The organism is Paracoccus pantotrophus (genome assembly GCF_008824185.1).
GTDB lineage: Bacteria > Pseudomonadota > Alphaproteobacteria > Rhodobacterales > Rhodobacteraceae > Paracoccus > Paracoccus pantotrophus.
Genome location: NZ_CP044426.1, coordinates 1326587 through 1344358 on the forward strand (window position 1 = coordinate 1326587; position 17772 = coordinate 1344358).

13 protein-coding genes, 1 tRNA gene and 1 pseudogene are annotated in these 17772 nt (G+C 69.2%); 2 read left to right on the forward strand and 13 right to left on the reverse strand.

Annotated elements, in window-relative coordinates; genetic code table 11:
- Positions 1 to 8: 8 nt before the first annotated feature.
- From ESD82_RS17085 to ESD82_RS17105, 5 genes are all read right to left on the reverse strand, one after another.
- Positions 9 to 713 (reverse strand): ABC transporter ATP-binding protein, encoded by a 705-nt coding sequence (locus ESD82_RS17085; protein WP_147427754.1) that lies wholly within the window; start codon positions 711 to 713, stop codon positions 9 to 11.
- A complete protein-coding gene (locus tag ESD82_RS17090) occupies positions 710 to 1477 on the reverse strand; it encodes an ABC transporter ATP-binding protein (protein ID WP_147427753.1) in 768 nt (255 codons plus the stop codon). Before ESD82_RS17090 ends, ESD82_RS17085 begins: the two co-directional genes overlap by 4 nt.
- A 1-nt stretch (position 1478) precedes the next feature.
- The gene (locus ESD82_RS17095) at positions 1479 to 2450 is read right to left on the reverse strand and encodes a branched-chain amino acid ABC transporter permease (RefSeq protein ID WP_244314537.1); all 972 of its coding nucleotides are present in this window, start codon (positions 2448 to 2450) and stop codon (positions 1479 to 1481) included.
- A 2-nt stretch (positions 2451 to 2452) separates the two neighbouring features.
- Positions 2453 to 3307, reverse strand: a complete 855-nt coding sequence (locus tag ESD82_RS17100) for a branched-chain amino acid ABC transporter permease (RefSeq protein WP_024845103.1) — start codon at positions 3305 to 3307, stop codon at positions 2453 to 2455.
- A 66-nt stretch (positions 3308 to 3373) separates the two neighbouring features.
- Positions 3374 to 4585: an ABC transporter substrate-binding protein gene (locus tag ESD82_RS17105; protein WP_147427751.1), complete on the reverse strand. Its 1212-nt coding sequence runs from the start codon at positions 4583 to 4585 to the stop codon at positions 3374 to 3376.
- 334 nt (positions 4586 to 4919) lie between these two features.
- On the opposite strand from ESD82_RS17105, the gene tpa reads away from it, so the two are divergent.
- Together tpa and pdxR are read left to right on the forward strand one after the other, a co-directional pair.
- A complete protein-coding gene (gene tpa, locus ESD82_RS17110; RefSeq protein WP_147427750.1) occupies positions 4920 to 6299 on the forward strand; it encodes a hypotaurine--pyruvate aminotransferase Tpa in 1380 nt (459 codons plus the stop codon).
- Between the two features lie 75 nt (positions 6300 to 6374).
- Positions 6375 to 7868, forward strand: a complete 1494-nt coding sequence (pdxR, locus tag ESD82_RS17115; protein WP_024845100.1) for a MocR-like pyridoxine biosynthesis transcription factor PdxR — start codon at positions 6375 to 6377, stop codon at positions 7866 to 7868.
- A 1-nt stretch (position 7869) separates the two neighbouring features.
- Here the strand turns inward: pdxR and zapE are convergent, their stop codons facing one another.
- From zapE to ESD82_RS17155, 8 genes and pseudogenes are all read right to left on the reverse strand, one after another.
- Positions 7870 to 8973 (reverse strand): cell division protein ZapE, encoded by a 1104-nt coding sequence (zapE, locus tag ESD82_RS17120; RefSeq protein ID WP_024845099.1) that lies wholly within the window; start codon positions 8971 to 8973, stop codon positions 7870 to 7872.
- 71 nt (positions 8974 to 9044) lie between these two features.
- A pseudogene (locus ESD82_RS22655) lies at positions 9045 to 9649 on the reverse strand (DUF6778 family protein).
- 683 nt (positions 9650 to 10332) lie between these two features.
- Positions 10333 to 11643, reverse strand: coding sequence for an MFS transporter (locus ESD82_RS17130; protein ID WP_024845097.1), 1311 nt, complete (start codon positions 11641 to 11643; stop codon positions 10333 to 10335).
- Between the two features lie 192 nt (positions 11644 to 11835).
- Positions 11836 to 13350 carry a hypothetical protein gene (locus ESD82_RS22295; RefSeq protein WP_024845096.1) on the reverse strand — a complete coding sequence of 505 codons (1515 nt, stop codon included), beginning with the start codon at positions 13348 to 13350 and terminating at the stop codon, positions 11836 to 11838.
- Between the two features lie 178 nt (positions 13351 to 13528).
- A tRNA-Thr gene (locus ESD82_RS17140) sits at positions 13529 to 13604 on the reverse strand.
- Positions 13605 to 13655: 51 nt separating this feature from the next.
- Positions 13656 to 15422 (reverse strand): heme biosynthesis protein HemY, encoded by a 1767-nt coding sequence (locus ESD82_RS17145; protein WP_024845007.1) that lies wholly within the window; start codon positions 15420 to 15422, stop codon positions 13656 to 13658.
- 10 nt (positions 15423 to 15432) lie between these two features.
- Positions 15433 to 16914, reverse strand: coding sequence for a hypothetical protein (locus ESD82_RS17150; RefSeq protein ID WP_024845008.1), 1482 nt, complete (start codon positions 16912 to 16914; stop codon positions 15433 to 15435).
- Between the two features lie 127 nt (positions 16915 to 17041).
- Positions 17042 to 17716, reverse strand: a complete 675-nt coding sequence (locus ESD82_RS17155) for a uroporphyrinogen-III synthase (protein ID WP_024845009.1) — start codon at positions 17714 to 17716, stop codon at positions 17042 to 17044.
- Positions 17717 to 17772 lie beyond the last annotated feature (56 nt).

The following is a 17772-nucleotide window of genomic DNA, read 5'->3' on the forward strand; positions in this document are numbered from 1 at the left end:
GTTTTCCTTCATGCCTTGACGCCCAGATAGCGGTCGATGGTGTCGGGGTCGCTGCGGAACTGCTCGGCGCTGGCGCAATGCACGATGCGGCCCAGTTCCAGGATGTAATGCCGGTCGGCCAGCTGGCTGCAGACGGCCAGGTTCTGCTCGACCAGCAGGATCGGCACGCCGGCCTCGCGGATCAGGCGGATCTGGGCGACGATCTCCTCGACGATGATCGGGGCGAGGCCCTCGACCGGCTCGTCCAGCATCAGCACCTTGGGACCGTTGAGCAGCGCCCGGGCGATCGAGAGCATCTGCTGCTCGCCCCCCGAAAGCTGGCCGCCGCCGTTCTTCCTGCGCTCTTCCAGCCGCGGGAAGATGCGATAGATGTCGGCCAAAGCCCAGGGCGAGCCGCGGCGCGCGGCGATGCGCAGGTTCTCCTCGACGGTCAGCAGCTGGAAGATGCCGCGATCCTCGGGCACCAGCGACAGCCCGGCCGCGGCGATGCGATGCGCCGGCTGGCCGGTCACGTCGCGGCCGGCCAATTCGACGCGCCCCTGACGCGGCGCGATCAGGCCCACGGCGGTTTTCAGCGTCGTGCTTTTGCCGGCGCCGTTGCGGCCCAGCAGGGTGACGATCTCGCCCGGCCCGACCTCCAGCGTGACGCCCTGCAGGATGTGGCTCTTGCCGTAATAGGCGTGCAGGTCGATCAGTTTCAGCGCGGCGGTCATGCGATGTCCCCCGTGATCATGTTGCCCAGATAGGCGCGCTGCACCTCGGGGTCGTCGCGGACCTGGGCGGGCGTGCCCTCGACCAGCTTGCGGCCCAGCCGCATCACCGTGACCACGTCCGAGATGTTCATGACGATGCCCATGTTATGCTCGATGAACAGCACGGTATGGTCGCGGCCGAGGTCGCGGATCAGCTGCTTCATCGCCTCGATATCGTCGATGCCCATGCCGGATGTCGGCTCGTCCAGCAGGATGACGCGCGGCCGCGCCGCCATGGCCATGCCCACCTCCAGCCGGCGCTGCTGGCCATGCGACAGCTCGCCCGCCAGCCGGTTCGACACGGGGGCAAGCGCCAGACGCTCGATCACCTCGTCGGCGATGGCCAGCGCCTCGGCATTGGCTTCCGCCCGCCGCCAGGGCGCCAGCGCCTGCCAGGGCGTGCGGCCCTGGGCGGCAAGGCGCAGGTTCTCGCGCAGGGCCAGGTTGGGAAACAGGCTGGTGACCTGGAACGAGCGCGCGATCCCCAGCCGCACCCGGTCGTCGTCCGAGGTGTCGGTGATGTCGCGCCCGTCCAGCTCGATCCGCCCCGAGGATGCCCGCACCCGCCCGGTCAGCGCGTGAAACAGCGTGGTCTTGCCCGCCCCGTTCGGCCCGATGATCGAATGGACCGAGTTGCGGCGGATCTGCAGGTCCACCTCGGCCAGCGCGTGGAAATTGCCGTATTTGACCCCCAGGCCGCGGGTCTGCAAGGCGATGTCGGTCATCTCAATGCTCCTCGGCCGGGGTTTCGGGCGCCCGCTCGCGGCGGAAGACCAGGTCGTAGCCGCGCTCGACCAGCCCCCAGAGCCCGCGTTGCAGGAACAGCGCCACCGTGACCAGCACCAGGCCCAGAAGCAGCAGCCAGCGCGGCCAGACGGTGGACAGCGCATCGGCCAAGAGCAGGTAGAACCCCGCCCCCAGCACCGAGCCGAACAGGCTGGAACTGCCGCCGATGATGGTCATGATCAGGATCAGCTCGCTGGTGTGGTATTCGATGTTCGACAGCGGCGCGACGCCGATCAGCATCGCATGCAGCGCGCCGCCAAAGGCCGTGACCGCGCCCGAGATGGCGAAAGCCTCGATCTTGAACAGCCGGGTCGGGAAGCCGATGGCGGCCGCCCGCCCCTCGTTCTCGCGGATCGCCAGCAGGGTGCGGCCGAAGGTCGATTGCGTGACCATGACCAGCACCGCGAAGACCGCCACGAAGCAGATGGCGACGAAGGTGTAATAGGACCAGGGCGCGTTCAGCACCGTGCCGCCGACCGAGGGGCGCGGCACGCCCAGCAGCCCGTTGTCGCCGCCGGTCACGCCGCTGAACGTATAGGCGACGAAATAGAACAGCTGCGAGAAGGCCAGCGTCAGCATGACGAAATAGACCCCCTGCCGGCGGATCGACAGCCAGCCGACCAGCGTGGCCGTGGCCGCGCCCAGCACCGCCGCGCCGGCCAGCACCAAGGGCACCGGGACCTGCCAGCGCGTCAGGCAGATGCCCGCGACATAGGTGCCGATGCCGAAGAAGATGCCCTGGCCGAAGGACAGAAGGCCGGTATAGCCCAGCAGCAGGTTGCAGGCCGCGACGACCATGGCGAAGATCAGGATCTCGGTCGCCAGGATGCCGGATTTCAGGAACAGCGGCAGCACCAGCACGGTCAGCAGCGCCAGCGCCAGCTGCGCATAGGGTTTGTCGAGCGGGTTCATGCTCATGCCCTCCCCAACAGGCCGCGGGGCATCAGCGCGATGACCAGCGCCATGCCGACATAGATCATCAGCCGCGCGCCCTCGGGCCACAGCGTGGTCATGACGCTTTGCACCACGCCGACCAGCAGGCCCGCGACCAGCGCGCCGGTATAGCTGCCCATGCCGCCGATCACGACGACGACGAAGGCCACCGACAGCGCCTCGATCCCCATGAAGGGCTCGACGCCGCGGATCGGCGCGGCCAGCGCACCCGCCAGCCCGGCCAGCCCGGCGCCGAAGCCGAAGACGGCCGTGTTGATGCGCAGCGTGTTGTAGCCCAGGAGCGCCATGTTCGCGGGCGACTCGGACCCGCCGCGCACGATGGCGCCCAGCCGCGTGCCCTCCAGCAGCCACCACAGCAGCCCGGCCAGAACGGCGGTGAAGCCGATGGTGAACAGCCGGTATTGCGGATAGATGAAATCGCCCAGGATCACGACGCCCTGCAGCCCCTCGGGTGCCGGCACCGAGCCGCCCAGCGGCCCCCAGGCGATGATGACCAGTTCCTGCACGACCAGCGCCAGGCCCACGGTCACCAGGATGTGGAAGGTATGCGGCAGCTTGTAGATGCGATGCAGCAGCACCGCCTCGATCAGCGCGGCGATGCCGGCGACGATCAGCGTGGCCAGCGGCATGGCGGCCCAGAAGCTGAAGCCGCGCATGGTCAGGTCATAGGTCAGATAGGCGCCCAGCAGGTAGAAGGCGCCATGGGCGAAGTTCACGAACTGCAAGAGGCCGAAGATGACGCTGAGGCCGACGGCAAGCAGGAAATACAGCATCCCCAGACCGATGCCGTTCAGAACCTGGAAAAGGTAGATCACGGGCTTCTCCCTGAAACCGGGCGAAAAGGCCCCGCGCGACCTGCGGCCGCGCGGGGAGGCGGGGGATCAGGCGGGCATGGCGCAGCCGGCATCCTCGGGCGCAAGGAAGGATTTGCCGGCGCTGATGACCTCGGCGTAATCGTCCTTGTCGGCCATGTCGGCCTTGGCCTTGCCCTTGAGCAGGTAGTAGTCCTTGATGACCTGATGGTCGGCGGCGCGGATCTCTTCCTCGCCGGTCAGGCCCTGGTATTTCAGCCCGTTCAGCGCCGCGGCGACGCCCGTCCCATCCGGCGAGCCGGCCTTGACAGCGGCTTCCAGCAGCAGTTTCGCGCAGATATAGCTGCCGGCAAAGGAATAGTTCGGGTTGAAGCCGTGCTTTTCCTGCACCTTGGCGACCAGCTCGCGGTTCAGCGCCGAATCGGCGCCGTGCCAGTATTGCGCGCCGAAATAGACGCCTTCGCAGATATCCGGCCCCAGCGCCTCGAACTGCTCCAGCCCCGAGGCCCAGGCGACGACGATGGTCATGCGTTGCTTGAGGCCAAAGCTGACCGCCTGCCGCAGCGTGTCCGAGCTTTGCGCACCGAAGTTCAGCAGCAAGAGCACGTCGGGCTGCGCGGCGATGGCATTGGTCAGGTAGCCGGAAAATTCCTTGTCGGTCAGCGAATGGTAGCTGTTGCCGACATGCTCGATGCCCTTTTCCGCGAACACGTCCTTGGCGGCGTTCAGCAGCCCGTCGCCAAAGACATATTGCGGGGTGATCGTATACCATTTCTTGGCATCGGGCAGCGCGTCGATGATCGGGCGCACGGTTTCGTTGATGGCGCCATAGGTCGGCACCGACCAGCGGAAGGTGGCCTTGTTGCAATCGACGCCAGTGATCTCGTCGGCGCCGGCGGTGGTCATGAAGGCACCGCCGCCGCGCTCGACCTCCTTGCCCATGGCCAGCGATTCCGACGACAGGATGCCGCCCGCGAACAGCTTGACCCCGTCCTGCGCCAGCGCGTCCTGCACCTTGCGCACCGCGGTCGCAGGCTTGCCCTCGGTGTCGAGGTCGAGGGTCGAGACCTGCACGCCATGCGCGGCCGCGACCTCTTCGGCGGCCATCAGCGCGCCGATGGTGGCGAACTTGCCATTGGCGGCGAAGGCGCCCGAAATCGGCACCGGCACACCGATCTTCAGCGCCTCGCCCTGGGCAAGCGCGCGGGTGACAAGTCCCGGCGCGGCCAGCGCGGCGGCGGCCAGGGTGGATGTGGTCAGAAAGCGACGACGATTGAGCATGAGGAAACCCTGTTGTTGGCGTTGCATTGGTTCTTGGGGAGGCAACTTTCAAAACTATACGGATAGATAGGATTATCTGTCCATAAGCAGATTCGCATGTCGCTGCGAATATTTTATATTAAAAACAGCATATTGATTGTTTTTGCAGCGCAGCGTTGCTTTCGCGCTCGCAGAAACGGCAGCGGAAAAATGCGCATTTCCGGCCCGAATCCCAACCCGATTCGGCCCTGCCCGGGAAGAACTGGCTCCATCTATTCACCAAATCTGGCTCTATCGCTTTGCCGCATTCGGGCGCAGTCAGGGGGAAACGCCCTTCACCCGCAGGAGTCCGGCCATGACGCTCGATCTGAACCCCAACGACATGTCCCAGGTGGTCGCGGCCGACCGCAGCCATGTCTGGCACCACCTGAGCCAGCACAAGCAGTATGAGACCATCGACCCGCGCGTCTTCGTCGAGGGCAAGGGCATGCGGCTGTGGGATGCCACCGGGCGCGAATTCCTCGATGCGGTCTCGGGCGGCGTCTGGACCGTGAACGTCGGCTATGGCCGCGAAAGCATCGCCGATGCGATCCGCGACCAGCTGGTCAAGCTGAACTATTACGCCGGCGCCGCCGGCACCGTGCCGGGCGCCATCTTTGCCCAGAAGCTGATCGAGAAGATGCCGGGCATGACCCGGGTCTATTACTCGAACTCCGGCTCCGAAGCGAACGAGAAGGTCTACAAGATGGTGCGCCAGATCGCGGCGCGCCACCATGGCGGCAAGAAATGGAAGATCCTCTATCGCGACCGCGACTATCACGGCACCACCATCGGCACGCTCGCGACCTCGGGCCAGGACCAGCGCGCCATCGCCTATGGCCCCTTCCCCGACGGCTTCGTGCGCGTGCCGCATTGCCTTGAATACCGCAAGCAATGGGATGTGGAAAACTACGGCGAGCGCGCCGCCGACGCCATCGAGGAGGTGATCCTGCGCGAGGGCCCCGACACCGTCGGCGCCATCGTGCTGGAGCCGGTGACGGCCGGCGGCGGCGTCATCACGCCCCCCGAGGGCTATTGGCAGCGCGTGCAGGAAATCTGCCGCAAATACGACATCCTGCTGCATATCGACGAGGTGGTCTGCGGGCTTGGCCGCACCGGCACCTGGTTCGGCTATCAGCAATACGGGATTCAGCCGGATTTCGTGACCATGGCCAAGGGCGTCGCCTCGGGCTATGCCGCGATCTCCTGCACCGTCACCACCGAACGCGTCTTCGAGATGTTCAAGGACGCGCCCGAGGACGGCATGAGCTTCTTCCGCGACATCTCGACCTTCGGCGGCTGCACCTCGGGGCCGGTGGCGGCGATCGAGAACATGCGCATCATCGAGGACGAGGGGCTGCTGGCCAACACCGTCGCCATGGGCGAGCGCACGCTTTCGAACCTGCGCGCGCTGATGGAAAAGCACGCGGTCATCGGCGACGTGCGCGGCAAGGGCCTGTTCTGCGGCGCCGAACTGGTCGCGGACCGCGCCAGCAAGGAACCGATGGACGAGAAGAAGGTGCAGGCCGTGGTCGCCGAATGCCTGGCGCAGGGCGTCATCATCGGCGCGACCAACCGCTCGCTGCCGGGCTTCAACAACACGCTCTGCCTGTCGCCGGCGCTGATCGCGACCGCCGACGACATCGACCGCATCACCGATGCCATCGACAATGCCCTGACCAAGGTCTTTGCCTGACCCTTGATCCGAACCCTTGATCCGGGGCGGCATTCGGGGGAGTGATGAACCCCGCCAGCCGCCGCGGATCACCCCATGCCGATTCCCCCCGACGCCTTCTTCCTGGACCATGCCGCCGGCCTGCCCTTGCAGGTCCAGCTGCGGCGCCAGATCATCGCCGCGGTAACGGCCGGCCGCTTTCGCGCGGGCGAGAAACTGCCCTCGACCCGCGCCCTGGCCCGGCACCTGGGCGTGGCACGGGTGACGGTGGCGCAGGCCTTCGCCGAACTCGTCTCGACCGATTACCTGGCCAGCCGCGACCGGTCCGGCCATTACATCTCGGACAGCATCGAGCGGCGGCTGGAAGCCGAGCCGCCCGCGCCCGACACGCCGCGCTTTGACTGGGACAGCCAGATCGAGGGCCGCTTCGTGCGCGCGCAACGCACCGATCGCGAGCGCGACTGGCGCGGCTTTGCCTATCCCTTCGTCTATGGCCAGGCCGATCCGGCGCTGGTCGACCACGCCGCCTGGCGCGACTGCGCCATGCGCGCGCTTGGCCGGCGCGAGTTTGACAGCCTGACCGGCGATCTCTACGACGCCGACGACCCGGAACTGGTCGACCATATCGCCCGCCAGATCCTGCCCCGGCGCGGCATCAGCGCCGGGCGCGACGAAATCCTGCTGACCCTGGGGGCGCAGAACGCGCTGTGGCTGGTGGCGCAGGTGCTCTTGCGCCCCGGCGCCTCCTGCGCGGTCGAGGATCCCTCCTATCCCGGCCAGCGCGAGATCCTGCTGGCCAGCCGCGCCCGCATCCTGCCGGTCCCCGTCGATGCGCGCGGCCTGCCGCCCGACGCCATCCCGCCCGGGGTCGCGGCGGTCTTCACCACCGCCAGCCACCAATGCCCGACCAATTCCACCATGCCGCTGGCCCGGCGCAAGGAACTGCTGGCGCGCGCCCAGGCGCAGGGCTTCGCCGTGGTCGAGGACGATTACGAATTCGAGATGTCCTTCGCCGGCGCGCCCTCGCCGGCGCTCAAGGCCATCGACCGCGCAGGGGCGGTGATCTATATCGGCTCGTTTTCGAAATCGGTCTTTCCCGGCGTGCGGCTGGGCTATGTCGTGGCCGATCCGCGCGTCATCGCCGAGGCCCGCGCCCTGCGCGGCATGGTGCTGCGCCACCCGCCCGGCCACATGCAGCGCACGCTGGCGCATTTCCTGTCGCTGGGCCATTACGACGCGCAGGCGAACCGCATGCGCCGCGCCTATGCCCGGCGGCGCGAGGTGATGCTGGCCGCCATCGCGCGCGAAGGGCTGCGGCTTGCCTCACCCGAGGCGACCGGGGGTTCCAGCTTCTGGCTGGCGACACCCGAGGGGGTGGATTCCTCGGCGCTTGCTACCCGGCTCAAGGCGCGCGGGGTTCTGATCGAGGGCGGCGCGGCCTTCTTCGCCCAGCCGGCGCGGGGGCGGGGCTTCTTTCGCCTCGCCTATTCCTCGATCTCGGCCGAGCGTATCCCCGAAGGCATCCGCCGCATCGCCGAGGCCCTGCGCGAACAGGGCCAAGACGCGCTGCCACCCGCGCCCGAGGGCTAGGCTAGCCCCTGCCCCAATCGGCGTCGCGCATCTCGCGCAGCCGGCTGGCGGTGCGCTCGAACTCAAAGGCGCCCTCGCCCTCGGCGTAAAGCTGCTCGGGCTCGTCCGCGGCGCTGGCGACCAGCCGCACCCTGGCCTCGTAGAGCGCGTCGATCAGGGTCACGAAGCGCTTGGCCTCGTTGTAGTTCGACTGGCCCAGGCGGGGGATGGCGTCGATGAACAGCAGGTCCAGCACCTCGGCCATGGCCAGGTAATCGGCCGGGCCCAGGGGCTTGCCGCAAAGATCCCAGAAGCCCGCGCGCCCGATGCGGCCGGCATGCCGCGGGATCTCGACCTTGCGGCCCTTGACCTCCAGCAGCAGGGGCGCGGCGGCCGCGCCGCCGGTTTCGGCCTGCCACAACGCATCCATCTGCGCCCGCGCCGCCGCATCGGCGGGAACGAACCAGACCTGCCCGCCCTCGTCGCGGTTCTGGCGGTGGTCGGTGGCGCTGGCCAGTTCCACCACCTCCAGCTTTTCGCGGATCAGCGCGATGAAGGGCAGGAAAAGCTGGCGGTTAAGGCCATTCTTGTAAAGATCCTCGGGCACCCGGTTCGAGGTGGTGACGATGGTCACGCCTTCCTCGAACAGCACCTGGAACAGCCGGCCGACGATCATCGCATCGGCGATGTCGGTGATCTGCATCTCGTCGAAGCACAAGAGCCGCGCCTGCTGCGCCACCGCCTTGGCGACCGGGCGCACGGCGTCCTGCTGGCCGGTCTTGCGCACGCCTTCCAGCGCAGCCTGGATCTCCTGCATGAATTCGTGGAAATGCACCCGGCGCTTGGCCGCGACGGGAGCCGCCTCCATCACCAGGTCCATCAGCATGGACTTGCCGCGGCCGACGCCGCCCCACAGGTACAGCCCGCGCACCGCGGCCGCCGCAGGCGCGGGGGCACCGCCCCGCAACCGCGCGAGCCAGCCATTCTTCTGCGGCGCTGGCACAGGAGCCGCGGCCAATTCCCGCACCAGCCGGTCCAGCACCGGCAGGACGCCGCGCTGCGCCGCGTCGGGTTCCAGCCGCCCCGCCGTCACGCGGGCCTCGTAAAGTTCGGATACGCTTGCCATATCCGCCCCCTGCCAAAGAAAGGACCGGCCCGCAAGGGCCGGCCCGGCAATTCCCATGAATTTCGTCGGGTTCAGCGCCCGCGGCGCTGGAAACTGCCGCGCGGATCGGGGCCGCGGCCCAGCCAGTTCTGCGTCGCCGCGGCGATCTGGTTCACGATCTGCACCCGCTGGGTCTGGCCCTTGGCATCGGCCTCGTCCCCGGCCCGGCCGACAAGGGCGGGAAGCTCGACCTTGACCAGTTGCGGCTGGCTCAGCGCGGCGCCGCTGCGGGCGTCGAAGACCTGCACGGTATAGTGGATGCTATGCACGCCGGAATTCTGCAGCCGCTCGCGCACCACCGGGGTGATGGCATGGAAACGGGTAAGCGTGGCGACGATGCGCACGCCCGTCTTGCCCTTCAGCCCGGCCCCGCCCCTTTCATGCCTTCCTTCAGGATGGCAGCCACCTGGACGCGCCGGTCGCCCGCCGGCTCGCCATGCCAGACGATGTCGACATTGGGCATATAGCTGTTCGCCTCGGTGGTGGTCAGTGTGTCGGGCACCGCGACCTCGACCGCGGCAAGGCGCCAGCCGGCGGTCTGGGCCGGCTCAAGTTGCTCGTAAGCGGTTTCCCAGGTGCTCGCGCAGCCCGAAAGGCCAAGGGCCAGGCCAAGCACCAGAAGCGCAGGTTTCAACATGGGGTGGTTCCTCGTTAAAATCGAATGGATGGAAGGCCGCCGACAGGCCGGCCGTTGAAATTGCGCCAAGGTCTTTGGGCATGATCATGACCAGGAGAGAAGGGATGGATCAGAAAAGCGCCTTTCGCAAATTGGCAGGCTAGCCCCGCCCTCGGGCCACGGGGAGAATCCCGCAAACCGATCAAAGGATAGACATTCTCTTTCAATCCGCAAGAGATTCAGCTTCATGCGCCGCCGGCACAAGCGGTGGACAGGACCATGATCGGCAAGCGGCTCGGCGCCGGCCGGACCTGCGGCGCCCGTCTGGCGACACAGCGCCGGTCCCAGGCGGCCGCGGATGCCGCGGCCGATCGTGATCGGCACAGAGGGTCCGCCGAGATCTGCGGCCCCGGCCGGCGGCCGATTCCCCTGCGACAGACCGCGCGGGGTCGTGGATCACATCCCCGCTTCGCAGCGGCCGCCGGCCCCTTATCCCTTTCCCCAGGACGACGAGCCGTTGGCGCGGCGGTGTCACGGCCAGCGGCACGCCGCACAGCGGCATGGGCGCCTGGCGCCGCGCAGCGGGCCCGGCCGCATGTCGCATCCGGTGCCGGGACTCAGCCAGGCGCGGCGAAACGACGCAGGGCGGCTTGCCTCGCCCATGTCGCGCGGTTCCGCATGCCGATGCGCCGGATGCCGCGGCTCTAGACGATGGACTGGTTGCGGGTCTCGGCCCGGATGAACAGCGTGCCGATGGCGGCCAGCAGCAGCAGCGCCGCGAAGACGCCGATGGCGACCCCGAAGCCGCGCGCCACCACATAGCCCATGAGCGAGGGCGCAAGCAGCCCGCCCACCCGCGCCACCGCGCTGGCCGTGCCCATGCCGGTGCCGCGCAGCCCGGTCGGGTAAAGCTCGGGCGTATAGGCGTAAAGCGCGCCCCAGGTGCCCAGAAGCGCAAAGCTCATCAGCAGCAGCGCGAGGGCGACCAGCCAGGGGCTGACGGCAACGGTGAAAAGGAAGCAGCCCGCGGCGCTGAGCAGCAGGAAGACCTGCAGGGTGGGTTTTCTGCCCCAGCTTTCCACGCCATGCGCCGCCAGCGCATAGCCCGGCAGCTGCGCCAGCGCCATCAGCACCAGGAAGCCATAGCCGCGCACGAAGCCGAAACCGCCCTTGGCCAGTTCCGCCGGCAGCCAGACGAAGACGCCGTAATAAGACAGCGATACCAGGAACCAGGCGGCAAAGATGCCCAGGCTGCGGTTGCGCAGCTCGGGGCCGAAAAGCCGCGCCTCGGCGGTGACGGGCGGCGCGGTCAGGCGGGTGCTCTGGGGCAGCGCGCGGGCGCCGTTCGCGGTCAGCACCCGGTCGACCACCCTTCGCGCGCCGGCCTCGTCGCCCTTGCGCAGCAGGTACATCGGCGATTCCGGCACCCAGAGCCGCAGCCAGATGCCGATCAGCGCCGGCAGCGCCGCCACAGCAAAGATCCAGCGCCAGGGCTCGGCCGCACCAGCCAGATGCGCGATCCAGGCGGTCAGGGCGATGGCGATGGTTCCGATGGCCCAGAACCCCTCCAGCCAGACCAGCCAGCGGCCGCGGTTCCGCGGCGGCAGGAACTCGGCCATCATGGCGTAATCCACGGGCAGCGTGCCGCCGACCGCCATGCCGGTCAGGAAGCGCAGCAGCATCAGCGACCAGATGTCCGGCGCGAAGACCGAGGCCAGGCCGAAGACCGCGTCGCAGCCCACCGTCAGAAGCAGCACGTTGCGCCGCCCGATCCGGTCGGCGATGCGCCCGAACAGCGTCGCGCCCGCGAACATGCCCAGGAAGAACAGCGTGCCGGTCTGCAAGGCCTGCGGCACGGTCAGCCCGAAGCTCGTCGCGATCGAGGCGGCGGTGAAGCCTATGGCGATGACCTGCATCGCATCCGCCGCCCAGACCAGGCCGAAGATGCCCAGCAGCCGCTGCTGGAAACGGCCCGCGCCGCCCTGGGCCAGCGCCTCGTCGATGGTCAGGTTCATGGGTCTTCTCCGCCTTGACGCCTGCGCCGCGGTCTTGCAGCGATCACCGCCATGTCCCACAGGGAAACGCCCGCCGACAAGCGGTTTTGCGCAAGGCGATGCGGGGCTGGCCGCACAGGCATGAAAAGCAGGCATGAAAAAGGCCGCCCCGGCAGGGCGACCGCTGGCAGAACGGGCAGGGCTGCGGGGCCGTCAGGCGGACAGGAAATCCTCGATCACCTGCTCGAAGCTGGCGGCAAAGCTGCCGCCCGCCGGGCGGCCGAACAGCGCCGCGCGCGTCAGCGTGCCGTGCAGCCTCTGGCCGATGGCGACGGTCCCGTATTCCACGCCCGGAATGCCTGGCACGCTGAAGGTCGCGATGCTTCCCCCCCGCGTATAGGCGCGCACCGTCTGCGCCGCATTGTCGATCTCGATCCCGATCACGAAGGCCTCGGGCGTGGCGGGTGCCCCGCCGAGATTGACCACGCGCGAGGTTTCCCCGTCGTGGTAATAGGCTTGCAGCTTGCCCTTGTTGCTGGTGATCGAGACGGGGCCGCCGGCGGGATTGGTCGCGAAAAGCTGCGCCACCCCGGAGTTGTGATGCTCGATCGCCACGCGCAGGACGAGGAACATCCCGCCGATGCCGCTGGTCGATATCCCCGAGGCCTGCAGGAAGCTGCCGCCGTCGAAGCGGATGCCCGCGGGCGTCATGGCGATAGCCTGTCCCGAGCCGACCCGCGCAAGGTCCCAGCCGCCATTGCCGCCGTTCGCCACCCCCGAGACGGCCTCGGCCGTGCCGGAAAACACGGAACCGGCGTGAAAATACCCCGCCGCCCGCGCGTAATCCAGGCCCGGCGCCCCCGGCTCGGCGACCGTCAGCAGCGCCGGGGCGGCGGCGGCCGTGCCCGAGGCATTGCTCCAGTTGACGGCCAGCGCATATTCGCCGGGCTCGGACAGGTCCATGCTCAGTTGGTCCGGGTCGACCTGGTCGCGAATCGAGCTTTCGCCCAGCGTCAGATCCCATTCCGCGACTGGCGGCGGCGCGCCCTCCGCCGCGCCCAGGTCCAGGGTGATGCTGTCGCCCAGCCCCGCCCCTTCGGGCAGCAACGCGGGCTGGCGGGTGATCGTCGGGGCCGCCGCAGGGACGGAGGATTGCGCTTCGATCAGCACTGCGCCGCTCGCCTCCAGCAAGGCCGCCGGCTCGCCGCCCAGATAGACCTGCTGCACCCCCTGGAACAGGCTGCGCTCGATGGTGCCATGGATCACCGGCGCCGCTTCCCGCCCGTCCACGACCAGCAGGTCGTTCGGCCGCCTCTGGCTTTCGGGCAGGGCCAGGTAGCGGTCGTAATCCGGGACGCTGATCAGCCGCGCCGCGTTGCCCTCGCGCGCGGCCCGCAGGTTCGGCGCGCTGCTCCGCTCCAGATCGCCCAGCGTCGTCGCCAGCGCCGAGGCCAAAAACAGCGATTTCGCCTCGAACACCTTGGCCACATATTGGTTGTAGCCCGTGATCGTCCAGGTCGTGCCCGCCCGCTCGCCCTCGCCGTTCACGATCAGATCCAGCGACCAGCCGCCCTGCGCATCCGTCGTCGCCTCGACCTGCTGCGTCACCACCCGCAGCCCGCCGTCGAATATGTCCGAGCCCTGAAGCGTCGCGACGATCTTGCCCGAAGCGATCGGCGCAAGCGTCGCATCCATCAAAACGCCCCTGACCGTGGCCTTGTTCGGCATCTCACCCTCTCCTCATCCGAAATCGCCACGCATTATCGGGGAAGGGAAAGGGCGTTGCGCCGCGGCCGGGTGCAACGGCCGGGCCAGGGGGCGTGCCGGACGAACGGGGCCGAAAACGGGACGGAAACGCAAAAATCCCAGGGAAACCAGCGCAATGCGTCGATTTCCCTGGGATTTCTGGTGCCGGTGAAGGGACTCGAACCCCCGACCCCATCATTACGAATGACGTGCTCTACCAGCTGAGCTACACCGGCCTCTCATGTGCCGCGCCGGATAGCAGGTTCCGGCGCGGGCGAAAAGGGGGGTCAGCGATTTTTCCCCGCCATCTTCACTTCCTCCTCGTCGATCGGCTCGACATCGGGGCGCACGGGCAGCAGATCGCCCGGTTCGTCAAGCGCCGGCCGGCCTGCGGGTTCGGGCGCAGACGGCGCGGCCAGCACCGGTTCGGGATCGGTGACGGTCATCGCCGGCTCGGATGCGGCCGCAGCCGGAGAGACGCGGCGATAATCCGATTCGCGCGGCACCATGCCGGGCGAAACATCCGCGATCTCGACCGGGCCGGTCGTCTCCGGCGGCTTGCGCGGCTCGGGTTGCGGACCGCCCATGCCGGCGGGGCCGGCGGCAACCGCAGGATCCGCGGCGGCCGGGGCGCTCGGCTCGGCCGCCGCGGTTCCCGCTGCCGTGCCATGCGCCGTGCCCACCAGCAGCGGCAGCATCTCGACCCCGTTCGGGGCGGTGGCGCCCCAAGCGGGGGTGTCGGGCTCACGCCATGTCAGCGTGTCGAAACCGCCGCAGCTGTCGCAGGTCGGCGACCAATCGGCCATGACATTGTGGCACTTGTCGCAGACCCATTGCGGGCCGCGGCTGGCAACCAGCGCCCGCGCCAGGATGCCGCGCACCACCGCGTCGTCCGAACCCTCACCCCGTTCCACGGCGGCCAGGATCGACAGCGAACGCACCGTGGGATGCTTCTCTGCCAGATTGCCGAGCGCGCGGCGGGCGCCGGGGAAATCCTCGGCCGCCAGCAGCAGTTCGGCACGCAGCAGCCGGGTTTCCTCGTCATCCGGGTTCTGCCGCATCAGATCCTCGAAGCGGCGCAGCCGCGCGGCCGGCTTTTCATCCGGCACGATCTCGGCATAGGCCGCGGCGACCGAGGGATGCGGGCGCACGCTCCAGGTCTTTTGCAGCACCCGGCTGGCGTTGCGCGGATCGTTCTGCGCGATATAGCTGCGCGCCGCCAGCACCGCGGCCGGGATCAGGTCGGGGCTGGCGCGGTTGGCGGAAATCGCCGCCTCGCGGGCGCTGATCGAATTGCCATGCGCCAGCACCTCGGAGGCCTCCTTCAGCGCCAGGACCGCGTCGCGGCGGACATGCACGTCCTTGGGCAGCTGGCCCTGCTGGCGCTTGTCCTTGAGCACGGCGCGCGCGCCCTTCCAGTCGCCCTCGCGGGTCTGCAGTTGCAAGAGCGTGTCCTGCAACTCGGCGTGCTTCGGCTTCAGCGCATAGGCTTTCTCGGCCAGTTTCAACGCGGTAGCCGTATCGCCTTCATCCAGTTTCTGGCGCATCAGCCCGCGGATGCCGACAAAGCGCGTGCGCGGATCCGACAGCAGCCGGCGATAGACCTCGCCGGCCTTGCGGCGGTCGCCCGCCACCTCGGCCGCCTGGGCGGCCAGAAGGTCGGTGACATGCGGCTTGTCCAGAAGCTTGGCCGCCTTGGCGGCCTTGTCCTGCGCAAGCTTGCCCTCGCCCGAGGCGACGGCCAGCATGCCCTCGGACAGCGCATCATAGCCCTTGCGCTCGCGCGAGCGGGCGAAATAGCGATTGATCGCCGTCTCGTCGCCCAGAAGGAAGCGCAGGAAGGCCAGAAGCAGCCCCAGCAGCCGCACGGTGATCCAGCCCAGCAGCACGACGACCAGCGCCGCGATCACCAGTTGCACCGGACCCAGCGTGTATTCGGTGCCGCCATAGACCATGCTCAAGCCCTGGCCGGTTTCCGAAAGCTGCATCGCACCCAGCGTCAAAACCAGCACGATGGCGAAAAAGATCAGGATTTTCAGTGCCGAAAGCAGCATGGCGCGCCCCTTACATGCTGCCCGCGGCCAAAGCGGCCAGCGCGGCATTGGCTTCGACCCAGGCCTGGGCCCCGGCAGTCCAGTCGGCCATCGCCGCCTGGGCCGATTGCGGCAGGGCGGCGATCTCGGCCAGCGCGCCCTTGATGTCGCCGGCATTCACCGCGGCATCGGCGCGCGACAGCACGGCATCGGGATCGCTGCCTTCGCGCGGTTCGACCGAGCGGGCGCCGGTCTGCACGCGCAGGAAATTCCCGATCGCCCCCAGCGCGCCGTCCTGCGGCGCCTCCTGGCGCGCGGCGGCCAGTGCCTCGCGCGCGGCGGCGGGAAAGCCCGCGCGCAACTGGGCCAGCGTCGGGATATCGCCGGTCAGCGCGGCCGGCGGCTCGACCCCGGCGGCGCGCAGATCGGCCAGCGCCTGATCGCGGGGGCCGCCGGTCTCGATCGCGGCCTGCAGCGCGGCGGCGGCCTTGGCCGCCTGGGCGCGGCGGTTCGCCGCCTCGGCCGTCTCCTGCAGCACGGATGCCTGCGCCTGGGCGGCAGCGATGCGCTTTTCGGCCTCATCCGCCGCGGCGGTGATGCGGGCTTGCAGCGCCTCGGCCTGGGCGGTCAGTTCCTGGACCTGCCCTGCCGCCGCCTGCGCGTCGGGCCGCGCGGCCAGCGCATCGATGCGGTTCTGCTGCGCCGCCAGTCGCGCGGTCAATTCGTTCAGCACCTGCTGCAGCCCGTCGCTGCCCTCGCCCGAGACCACGGGCGCCACCACGGGCCGCGCGGCCAGATCGGCCAGGGTCTTTTCCAGCGCGGCCAGCTTTTCCTGCTGCGCCTGCAACGCCTCGGCATCGCCGCCCCGCGCCTCGACATCGGCCAGCGCCTGTCGTGCCGCATCCGCACCCGCCTCGGAGGCGCGGTTGGCAAAGGCGTCGGCCTGGGTCTGGATCTCTTCGCGCGCCGCCTCGACGGCCGCCTCGCGGGCAGCGGCGATCTGCGCCTCGGTCGGGGCCGGGTCGGCACCGAGCGGCTGCCAGGCTGGCGGCAGATGCGGGATCGCCCACCAGGCTGCGGCAGCACCCAGGCCGGCGGCGACGACGCCGCCCAGGAAGGTCGGCATGAAACCGGCCTTGCGCACCTCGACCACGCGGGTCTCGACCTTGGCCGGCTGGGGCGGGATCGGCACAGCCTCCGGCCTGGCGACCGGCGGCACGCCGCCATGCTTCGCTTCGGTCGCAGCCTGGGATGAAGGGGGCTTCGATTCGGCAACCGCCTCGCCGGCAGCGGACCGGCCCGCGTCCGGCTTGGGCGCGGCGGCTTCGGGACCGGGGCCGGTGCCGACCAGCCTTGATTCGATCTGCGGCTTGGGCTCGGGCTTTGCGGCCTGGGCACCTTCACCGGAACCGACCGGGCGGCTGTCGATGACCGAGCCCGAAACCGCCTTCTTCTTGCCGTCTTTTCCGGGGCTTGCCTTGTTCTCGCTGGAATTGGTTTCTGGCTTCTTCACAATTCTTCCCCGTTCCCTTTCGCATCGCGGCCCGGCTGGCATGGGGCGAGGCCCGCCCCTGCCGCCCGCAATCATGATTGGCTCCAGCCGGCAGTCTAGTCGGCGGTGCGTGGCGCCTCAACCGCCCTCATGTGGATTGTTCCGCGGCCAGCAGCCGCTGGATGGCGCGAAGCACCCCCTCGGCGTCCGGGGTCGGCGCCGGCACGCAGCGCGCTGCCGGACCCTGCCAGGCATCCCGCGCCGCCGGGCTGATCGGCGCCAGCCACAAGGGCGCCCGCGCGCCCGCCGCCTGGCCCGAGAGCAGCCGCGCCGAGCGGGGCGAGAACAGCGGCAGGATCACCGGCGCGCGCCCCGCCAGCGCCGCCAGCGCCACGGCATTCAGCGGTTCGGGCAACTGGTCATAGACCACCATGCCCGGCACCGGCAGCACCTTGGCGACATGGGCGCCGTGCGGATGCAGCCAGCCCTCGCCCAGCCCGTCCAGCATCGGCAGCATCCGCGCCGCGTCGCCCGGCCCTTCGGTCACGTCGAAACCCGCCGCCTGCGCCGCCTCGGCCGTAGCGGGGCCGACGCAGATCGCCGGCCGGCCGCGTCCCGCCCCCGCCGCCGGCACCGCGTTGACCGAGGTGAAGACCAGCCCCTGCGCCGCGGCCAGCCGCGCCGCGTCATGCACGACTGGACGGATGCGCAGCACGGGCGAGATCAGCACCTCCAGCCCAAGCGGCGCGACCTCTGCGGCAAATCGCCGCGAGGCCGGCTCGGGTCGGGTCAGAAGCAGGATGGGCGCGGGGTTCGGCGGCATGGCAATCGGCCTGACAAGATGTTACTTCGCATCTGCCTAGGCCCTTGGCGGCGCGG